7 protein-coding genes are annotated in these 9,003 nt (G+C 67.0%); 2 read left to right on the forward strand and 5 right to left on the reverse strand.

What is annotated here, in order from left to right; genetic code table 11:
• Positions 1–401 precede the first annotated feature (401 nt).
• On the forward strand, positions 402–1,730 hold the full coding sequence (gene tgt / locus ACI1US_RS13645; protein WP_416549457.1) for a tRNA guanosine(34) transglycosylase Tgt: 1,329 nt from the start codon (positions 402–404) through the stop codon (positions 1,728–1,730).
• A gap of 65 nt (positions 1,731–1,795) precedes the next feature.
• Here tgt and ACI1US_RS13650 read toward each other — a convergent pair whose 3' ends face one another.
• The 5 genes from ACI1US_RS13650 to ACI1US_RS13670 form a co-directional block, all read right to left on the reverse strand.
• Positions 1,796–2,497, reverse strand: coding sequence for a queuosine precursor transporter (locus ACI1US_RS13650; RefSeq protein ID WP_416549456.1), 702 nt, complete (start codon positions 2,495–2,497; stop codon positions 1,796–1,798).
• Between the two features lie 111 nt (positions 2,498–2,608).
• Positions 2,609–3,613 (reverse strand): NAD(P)/FAD-dependent oxidoreductase, encoded by a 1,005-nt coding sequence (locus ACI1US_RS13655; RefSeq protein ID WP_416549455.1) that lies wholly within the window; start codon positions 3,611–3,613, stop codon positions 2,609–2,611.
• 80 nt (positions 3,614–3,693) lie between these two features.
• The gene (gltX, locus tag ACI1US_RS13660) at positions 3,694–5,217 is read right to left on the reverse strand and encodes a glutamate--tRNA ligase (RefSeq protein ID WP_416549454.1); all 1,524 of its coding nucleotides are present in this window, start codon (positions 5,215–5,217) and stop codon (positions 3,694–3,696) included.
• Between the two features lie 131 nt (positions 5,218–5,348).
• Positions 5,349–6,647: an MFS transporter gene (locus ACI1US_RS13665; RefSeq protein ID WP_461640929.1), complete on the reverse strand. Its 1,299-nt coding sequence runs from the start codon at positions 6,645–6,647 to the stop codon at positions 5,349–5,351.
• On the reverse strand, positions 6,644–7,642 hold the full coding sequence (locus ACI1US_RS13670; protein WP_461640930.1) for a LysR family transcriptional regulator: 999 nt from the start codon (positions 7,640–7,642) through the stop codon (positions 6,644–6,646). The genes ACI1US_RS13665 and ACI1US_RS13670 overlap by 4 nt, the downstream gene beginning before the upstream one ends.
• An 82-nt stretch (positions 7,643–7,724) precedes the next feature.
• Between ACI1US_RS13670 and ACI1US_RS13675 the strand changes: the two genes are divergently transcribed.
• Complete coding sequence (locus tag ACI1US_RS13675; RefSeq protein ID WP_461640931.1) at positions 7,725–8,804, forward strand: aminotransferase class V-fold PLP-dependent enzyme; 1,080 nt, start codon at positions 7,725–7,727, stop codon at positions 8,802–8,804.
• Positions 8,805–9,003 lie beyond the last annotated feature (199 nt).

The raw sequence follows: 9,003 nt of genomic DNA on the forward strand, positions 1-9,003 counted from the left end.
AGTGCACACTATTGAGTTCTCAAGAACCAGACACCCACCGTACCGGCCTCAACCAAGAGACCCTCCGAAGAGCAACTCGCCTATCGTACCACACGAAGGTGATACTGCGCATCCGTTTGAACCGAACCGCTGTGCGGCCCGGCTGCGTTGCGCTGACAAGTGAATACATTACGGGGAACGGCCCCGACCCGCAAGCTTTGCCCGGGTCTCGGGCGTGTCTCCGCGTGATTCCGCCGTTCATGCTCTAGTGGGGAGAAGTTCATCGCCGTGTCACCCGTGGCCATCAATGCTCGAAAGCCCCCGAAACCGGCCGCTTTCAGCGAGCGGGCCCGCGATCCCGCGCGTGTTGTCATTTCGCGCGCGCTCCACCTCTCGCAGGCTGCGGCTTCTACACTGATGGGGTGACTGAAACCCCAGTGAACCCAGGTTCCCCCTCCCCCGCAGATTTCTCCTTCGACGTCGAGCATCGCCTCGAATCAGGAGGAGCTCGCGCGAGCGACGGTCGTGCGCTCGGACGTGCCGGAACGATCCACACCCCGCACGGTGATATTCAGACGCCCGCATTCATCCCCGTGGGCACTAAGGCCACGGTGAAGGCGGTGCTCCCCGAGACCGTGACCGAGTTCGGCGGGCAGGCGGTGCTCGCCAACGCGTACCACCTCTTCCTTCAGCCAGGCAGCGACATCGTTGATGAGGCTGGCGGCTTCGGCAAGTTCATGAACTGGCACGGCCCCACCTTCACCGACTCGGGCGGGTTCCAGGTGATGTCGCTCGGAGTCGGCTTTAAGAAGGTCATCTCCATGCGGGAGGGTGCCCACGAGCAGGCCGAGGTGATCGCCAAGAACAAAGAGCGGCTCGCGCACGTCGATGAAGACGGTGTCACCTTTAAGTCCTTCATCAACGGCGACAAGCACCGCTTCACCCCCGAGGTGTCGATGCAGATTCAGCACCAGCTCGGCGCGGACATCATCTTCGCCTTCGACGAGTGCACCACGCTCTTGAATACCCGTGACTATCAAGAAGACTCCGTTGCGCGCACCGAGCGGTGGGCCGTGCGCTGCCTCGACGAGCACGCGCGCCAAACCGCCGAGCGGCAGCACCGCCCGTACCAGGCACTCTTCGGTGTCGTGCAGGGCGCACAGTATGAAGATCTCCGGCGCCAGGCAGCCAGCGGGCTCGAGCGGTTGCGCGGCGCCGAGGCTACTGAGCAGGAGTTCGACGGCTACGGCATCGGCGGCGCGCTCGAAAAGAGCGAGCTCGGCACCATCGTCGGCTGGGTGAGCGAGGAGCTGCCCGAGCACAAGCCGCGCCACCTCCTCGGCATCTCAGAGCCCGATGACCTCTTCGCCGCGATCGCGGCCGGGGCCGACACCTTCGACTGCGTCGCCCCCTCACGCCAGGCGCGCGGTGGCACCATGTACTCGAGCTCCGGGCGCATCAACGCGAAGGCTGCCACGCAGCGTCGCCGCTTCGAGGCACTCGACCCCGAGTGCGACTGCTACACCTGTGAGAATTACACCGCCGCCTACCTGCATCACCTGTTCAAGGCGAAGGAGATGCTCGGGTCAACGCTCGCCACGATCCACAACGAGCGGTTCATCGTGCGGTTGGTGGACAGGATCCGCGCCTCGATTATTGACGGCACCTTCGCGGAGCTGCGCGAGGACGTGCTCACCCGGCAGTACGGAGCGGACTTCGCTCGCGCCGCCGCCGAGAAGCACCCAGCGTAAGGGGTAACCATCGACGAAGGGCACCGATCCAACACGGATTCGGTGCCCTTCGTCGATGAGCTGCGCTAGGCCGCGTGCTCCTCAGCCCTGCGCACCCGCTCGATGACGCGCGTCGTAATCGGGAGCAGAATAACCTCGGCGAGCACCTTCACGATGTAGCCAAGCACGACGTACATCACAAAGTCGATGCCGGTGATGATGCCGGCAAACGCGATTGTGCAGAACAGCAGCGTATCGATGAGCTGCCCGACAATGGTCGAGCCGATCAGCCGGACTCGCAGGTAACGCCCCTCGGTCTTGCGCCGCAGTCGGTCGAGCACCCACGCGTTCACCAACTGTCCGCATACGAACGCGACGAGGCTCGCCGCCACGATCCGCGGCACGAAGCCAAGCACGGCAGCGAACGCCTCCTGATTCTCCCAACCCGCGGCCGGCGGCGACACCTGCACGAGCAGAATCGTGAGCGACGCGAGGAGCGCAAGCGCGAACGCGGTGAGGATCGCGCGCCGCGACGCCTTCAGCCCGTACACCTCCGCGAGCACATCGCCCAGGATGTACGCGAGTGGGAAGAGGAACACTCCCCCGTCGAACACCAGCGGCAGCGAGACGTCACCGAACGGGATCGCACCAAACGCGATCGGCTTCACCGCGACCACGTTCGAGATGAGCAGGATTCCTACGAACGCCGCCGAAACCAGGGCGTAGCGGGAACCCGCCGACGCCGAGTGCTCACCGGGGACCATGGGGGCGCGCTGATGCTCAGACACAGCTCTCTCCTTGAGAATAACGACGCGCTGCCCCACGTCTGAATCACACTGTCAAGCTCACCGAACGGTGAGCGCCGTACAGCATCCGCCGTACGGTAAACACCGACTAGCCTACTCGTCGATCTGGCCCACGCCGAGCGCGCCACGGATCATGTCCATGTTCAGCTTTGCCGCGACGGATGCTCCGTTACCAGCGGCGATGATGAGCTGCTGCGGGCCGGGCGGCACGGTGTCGCCTGCCGCGTAGACGCCGCGCACCGAGGTCTCTCCGCGCTCATCGACAACGACGAGGCCCCAGTCGTCACGGGCGATCTCGAGGTCACCGAAGTAGTCAACCGAGGCGTGCCAGCGCGGACGCACGAAGCCGCCAACGCGCGGGATGACCTCGCCGTCGGTGAGCCGCACCCCGGTCATGTCCGCCTTTTCGCCCACGATGTCGTCGATCGCGCGACGCTCCACGCGGATCCCGATGGAGCCCAGCTGCGCCTCCTGCTCTTCGCGGATCGTCTCGGCCCCATTCGTGAACACGATGAGGTCCGAGCTGAACCGCGAGATAAGCAGCGCGCGCGAAAACAGGTCGCTCGTCTCGCCGATGAGGGCGAGCGGCTTGTCGGTCTTTTCAAAGCCGTCGCACTCGACGCACGAGTGCAGTGCCGTACCGTAGTAGGCGCGAATCATGGGGAACGGCGGCAGATCCTCGGTGAGGCCCGCCGCGATGAGCACTCGGCGCGCCACAATCTCGACGTCGCCGCTCCCGCGGAGCCCCGTCCCGCGCACGCGGAATCCGATGCCGTCAGGGAACCCCGCTTCGAGCGCCTCGGCGCGGGTGAGAGGCACGATCTCGCGGGTCATCGCCTGGGCGAAGCGCGCGGTCGGGTACGCCTCGAACTCCTCGCGGCCGAGCTTGCGGAGTTCGAGCGGCGGCACCCCGTCGCGCGTGAGGAAACCGTGCGAACGCAGCGTCGCAGAGTGGCGCGGGCGGTTCGAGTCGAGGATCGCGATCCGCCGATTCGCCCGCACGAGCTGCAGGCCGGCGGAGAGCCCTGCTGGCCCTCCCCCGATAATGGCTACTCCGTAGGGAGCTGCGGGGTTATCCGCAACTGTCTCGATCACCATCTGCCCTCACTCCTTCTGACAATTACTCTGCTGAGCTGCTGTCGCACCAGCGTGTGTCGCGGGAATTCCCGCGGACTGACCTACTCGCCCGATAGCTGCGACTCGAGCCGTCGGAGCCGCGCGAGCGTCTCCTCGCGGCCGAGCAACTCGAACGATTCGAACAGCGGCGGCGAGACGCGACGCCCGGAGGCTGCAACGCGCAGCGCACCGAAGGCGACGCGCGGCTTCAGCCCGAGTCCCTCGATGAGCGCCGACTGCAGTGCGTTCTGGATCGGCTCAGTCGCCCACTCCCCCTCGCCCAGCGCCTCAAGCGCGGTGATGCTCGCGCGAAGGGTGTCGGGGGCGTCGTCCTTCAGTGACTTCAGCGCGTCCTCTTCGTAGACGAGCGCGGTGGAGTTCGTGAAGAGGAAACCCATGAGGGGAACGACCTCTGAAAGCACCGTGACTCGACTCTGCACGAGCGGCACTGCGGCGCGAACGGTCGCGAGCTGCGCTTCGCTCGGCTCGATCGGCAGCGCGCCGCCGGCGATGAGGTACGGCAGGATGCGCGCGTAGAAGTCGTCCTCGGAGAGGAGGCGAATGTGGTCCGCGTTGATCGCGTCGGCCTTCTTCTGGTCGAAGCGCGCCGGGTTCGGGTTCACGTCGGTGACGTCGAACGCCGCGATCATCTCGTCGCTCGTGAAGACGTCGCGGTCAGCCGAGATCGACCAGCCGAGCAGCGAGAGGTAGTTCAGCAGGCCCTCGGGGATAAAGCCGCGCTCGCGGTGGTGCAGCAGGTTCGACTCGGGGTCGCGCTTCGAGAGCTTCTTGTTGCCCTCGCCGAGCACGTACGGGAGGTGTCCGAAGACCGGGATCGCGGGCTCGATGCCGAGCTCGACGAGCGCGCGGTGCAGCGCGACCTGGCGCGGCGTCGACGAGAGCAGGTCCTCGCCGCGGAGCACGTGGGTGATTCCCATGAGCGCGTCGTCGACCGGGTTCGTCAGCGTGTAGAGCGGCGCGCCGTTCGGGCGGACGACGACGAAGTCGATCGTGGATCCCGCGGGGAAGCTGATCGGGCCGCGCACGAGGTCGTCGAAGCTGAGATCCATGTCGGGAATGCGGAAGCGCAGAGCGGGCTCGCGGCCCTCGGCGCGGAACGCCGCGCGCTGCTCGTCGGTGAGGTCGCGGTCGAAGTTGTCGTAGCCGAGCTGCTTCGCGCGGCCGTTTGCCTCGTTACGGGCGTCGATCTCTTCTGCCGTGGAAAAGCTCTCGTAGAGGTATCCCGCGTCCTTGAGCTTCGCCGCGATCTCGCGGTAGATGTCACCGCGCTCAGACTGGCGGTAGGGGCCGTGCGGGCCACCGACGTCGATGCCTTCGTCCCAGGTGAGTCCGAGCCAGCGGAGCGAGTCGAGGATCTGGCCGTAGCTCTCCTCGTTGTCGCGGGCTGCGTCGGTGTCCTCGATACGGAACACGAAGGTGCCACCCGTGTGCCGGGCGTACGCCCAGTTGAACAGGGCCGTGCGCACCATACCAACGTGCGGGGTGCCCGTCGGCGAGGGGCAGAAGCGAACGCGAACGTCGCTGCCGGTAGCGGTTGAGAACTGGGGTTCGACGGTAGTAGACATTACTGCCAGTTTAGCCGTTTCCGCAGCAGGCGGGCTGCAGGCTTACCGTTCACACAACTTCGCGTCGCCTCGCCCCGCTCCGCGTCGCTTGCGGCAGCGCAACCCGCGCCGCCGCCCGCCCGACGTTTCGCCTAGTACTGCTTCGCGACCCGGAGTTTCGGGTACATCGAGGCGATCGCGCCGAGGGCGAGCACCGCGAGGGCGACGAGGGCGAGCACCGAGAAGTCACTCATCGCAAACACAATGCCCGAAAGCACGCCGGCCGCCGCTCCCGATGCGCTCATGAACGTGTCAGCGCGCCCCTGCCACCTCGTGCGCTCCGCGAGACTGGTGAGGTCAGTGAGTAGCGCTGCCCCGGCGACGGTCACCGCGCTCCACCCGATCCCCACGAGGGTCATCGCGATTTGCACGTAGAGACTGTTCTCGCCGGAGAGGTAGGCGAAGTAGATCGCGACGATCAGGATCACCCAGCCCACGACAATCACCGGCAGCCTGCCGATCTTCCCGGCAAGGATGCCGAAGACGGGCGACAGCGCGTACATTCCTGCGATGTGGAGGCTCAGCGTGATGCCGACGAGCGAGTCGCTTCCGCCGTGGTGCTTGAGGTGCAGCGGCGTCATCGCCATGAGACCGACCATAATTGCCTGCGCCGTGCCGATGATCACGATCGCAAGCACCTTCGCGCGCCTGGACGCTGTGACCTGCTCGGCGGTCTCGGAGGCACCCGGCATTGCTGCAGCGGCAGCGGCAGCCTCCGCCTGCAGCGAGCGAGCGGTGAGCAGCGGGTCGGGCCGAAGACCGAAGTAGTTCACGAGCACAGCGGCGAGCTGCGCACAGAAGGTAAAGACAAAGACCCCTGCGAGCGGGGTGACGCCGATCCAGCCGCCGACGACGGCGCCCGGGCCCATGAGGTTCGGCCCAATGACTGCCCCAACAGTGATCGACCAGACCACGAGCGAGAGGTCTCGCGCGCGGTTCTTCGGCAGCGCGAGGTCGGTCGCCGCGAAGCGCGACAGCAGCTGCACGGCGGCGGCGACGCCGAGCGTGCCGATGCCGAGGGCGAGCACCCACCACACGGAGATCGCCGCACCAAAGATGGCGAGCAGCGCGCCGAACATCGCGATCGAGCTGCCGAGCACGACGGCAGTACGCCGCCCCTTGCGCGCGGCCAGCCTGGCGAGCGGAATGCCAGCCGCAGCCGCTCCCGCGTTCGACATTGCTGCAGCGAGGCCCGAGATCGCGTCGTTGCCACTCACCTCGGCGAGAAGCAGCGCGCCCACCGACGCCGATGCGCCGAATCCGAGGCCGCCAAGGATCGTTGCCGACGCCAGCACTATCAGCGTGCGCCGTTGGAGTGCGCCGCCGAGCTCGAGCGGAAGCTGGCTGCGGCGCTTGTGCTGCGCTGGATTCGCCGCGGTGGTGCTTGTCATTCGCTCGTCTCCTTTGCGTCGCGGGTGCCGGGAAGCGCGAGTCCCCAGGTGGTGCCGTCAATGCCGGCGAGCAGCCGCTTCGCGAGCCGCACCTGCGGGCTCTCGTTTGCCGTCGCCATCGAGATGATGCCGATGGTGCGGTAGCGGCGCGGATCGAGCTCAACGACGACCGCGTCGTCGGGCAGGGTCCGTGCCGCGGCGAGTCCGAGGCCCGGCACCAGCGCGACAGCCCCGCCCGCGGCGGCCATCGCGAGCATTGCCGGCACGTTGTCTGTCTCTTGAATAATCTCGGGCTCGAAGCCGGCGTCGTGTGCTGCGGCCAAGAGGTGGCCGCGGCACTTTTCGCACCCGGCGATCCAGTGCTCTGCGGCGAAGTCGCTGAGTTTCGCGGGGGATCCCGGCACGCCGTGCCCATCGAGCTCTTGTGCGCGGCGATCCGACACCACGAGGTGCACCTCCTCGCGCCACAGCGGGAAGAATGCTGAACCCGCCGGCAGCTCAGCCGCGCCCTCGTAGTCAAAGATGAGCGCGCAGTCGACCTCCCCGTCGCGGAGCATCTCGGTCGCCTCGGGCGGTTCAGCCTCGCGGTACTGCAGCGCGACCTCCGGGGCCTCCACTGCGAGCAGGCGCATGATTGCCGGAACGATCGTGGCTGATGCCGAGGGGAATCCGACGAGCCGGAGGGTGCCGGCGCGCTCTCCGCGCAGATCGTCGATAGCAGCGAGCGCCGCATCGATCTCGCTCACCACCGTACGACCGTGATCGGCGAGGATGCCCCCGGCTGTCGTCAGCCTGATGCCTCGGCCGAAGCGCTCGATCAGCGGGACAGCGAGCCTGGTCTCGACGCGCTTGATGCGCTGACTGACTGCCGGCTGGCTCAGGCCGAGCGCGGCTGCTGTCGCCGTGAGTGAGCCGGTGACCGAGAGCGTGTGCAGAATGCGCAGCTCGGTCGAGTCGATGGAGCCGAGCGGATCGGCGGGTCGTGTTGCGTTCACGGGATCCACTATAACCCAGGCGCAAGTCTTTCATAATAATCATTCCCTATTCTTATGAGTGAGGCGGGCGTAGCCTGATGACATGAGCACCTCAACGATGGGATCCGGCACCGCTGCCGGCGTCAGCACCGACTTCGCTAGCCATTTCCCCGAGACGCGCGGATACCTCTCTGCTTGCACCGGCGGACTCCCCTCCCACGCGACCCTCGCTGCAAGCCGCGAGTTCCATGACTCGTGGGCCTCCGGCGCACTCGATGCCCGGGCAATCGGCGACTCTGCCGAGCGCACACGGGAGCTGTACGCGCAGCTCGTGGGGATGCCAGCCGAGCGGGTCGCGCTCGGCTCGCAGGTCTCGCAGATTGTCTCGATCATCGCGACCGCGGTGCCCGACGGCGCCGAGGTGCTGTGTGCCGCGGGAGACTTCTCTTCGCTCACGCACCCGTTCGAGCAGCTCGCCGCGCGCGGCGTTCGCGTGCGGTACGCACCGGTGGCGGAGCTCGCGGAGGCGGTGACGCCGGAGACGGCGCTCGTCGCGTTCTCGCTCGTGCAGTCTGCGACGGGTGTGGTCGCGGACCACGCTGCGATTGTGGCTGCGGCGTCCGCCGTCGGGGCGCGGACCTGTGTGGATCTCACGCAGTCCCTCGGGTGGCTGCCGATTGGGGCGGCTTCGTTCGACTACACCGTGTGCCACGCCTATAAGTGGCTGTGCGCGCCGCGCGGCACGGCGTTTCTCACGGTGCGCGAGGGGCTCGATGACTCGCTTACGCCGCTCGCCGCCGGATGGTGCTCGGCGGACGACGTGTGGGCATCATGTTACGCGGGCCACACGCCGCTCGCTGCAAGCGCCGGGCGCTTTGATCTGTCGCCACTGTGGCCGCTCGTGGCTGGCACCGAGGCTGCGCTTGCGCTGTTTGCCGCTTTGGATCCCGCCGCCGTGCACGACCACGCAGTCGGACTGGCGAATGCCGCCCGGTCGATGCTCGAGATGCCCTCCGGCAACTCGGCGATCGTGACCTGGGCCGACGCTTCGGGCACCGACCTGGCGGCAATGCAGGCCGCCGGAATCGTCGCGAGCGGCCGTGCAGGGAATGCACGCGTGGCATTCCACCTGTGGAACACGGAGGAGGACGTGGCGATGCTCGCGGGTGCGCTCGGCCGGTAGCGCTCGACCGTTAGCGCGGCTGCGGCTGCGGCTGCGACCGGCACTAGAAGGGGTGCAGTTCTGGTTCTTTGACCGCGGGCTTGAATCTGACCTTGCGCTTCGGTGTGTGTCTTGAGCTCCGTTGTTCCGGGAGTAGATCCCGTGGCCTGTCGATGTGGATGCGCCCGGACGGCGCGGTCCATTCCAGTACTCCGCCCGC

This window comes from Leucobacter sp. BZR 635, assembly GCF_048061935.2.
GTDB lineage: Bacteria > Actinomycetota > Actinomycetes > Actinomycetales > Microbacteriaceae > Leucobacter.

Bases quoted from the DNA above. Each gene is read 5' to 3' on its own strand.
- ACI1US_RS13675 (WP_461640931.1), top strand. From the start codon at position 7,725: ATGAGCACCTCAACGATGGGATCCGGCACCGCTGCCGGCGTCAGCACC.
- gltX (WP_416549454.1), bottom strand. From the start codon at position 5,217: ATGTCTACTACCGTCGAACCCCAGTTCTCAACCGCTACCGGCAGCGAC.
- ACI1US_RS13655 (WP_416549455.1), bottom strand. From the start codon at position 3,613: ATGGTGATCGAGACAGTTGCGGATAACCCCGCAGCTCCCTACGGAGTA.
- ACI1US_RS13665 (WP_461640929.1), bottom strand. From the start codon at position 6,647: ATGACAAGCACCACCGCGGCGAATCCAGCGCAGCACAAGCGCCGCAGC.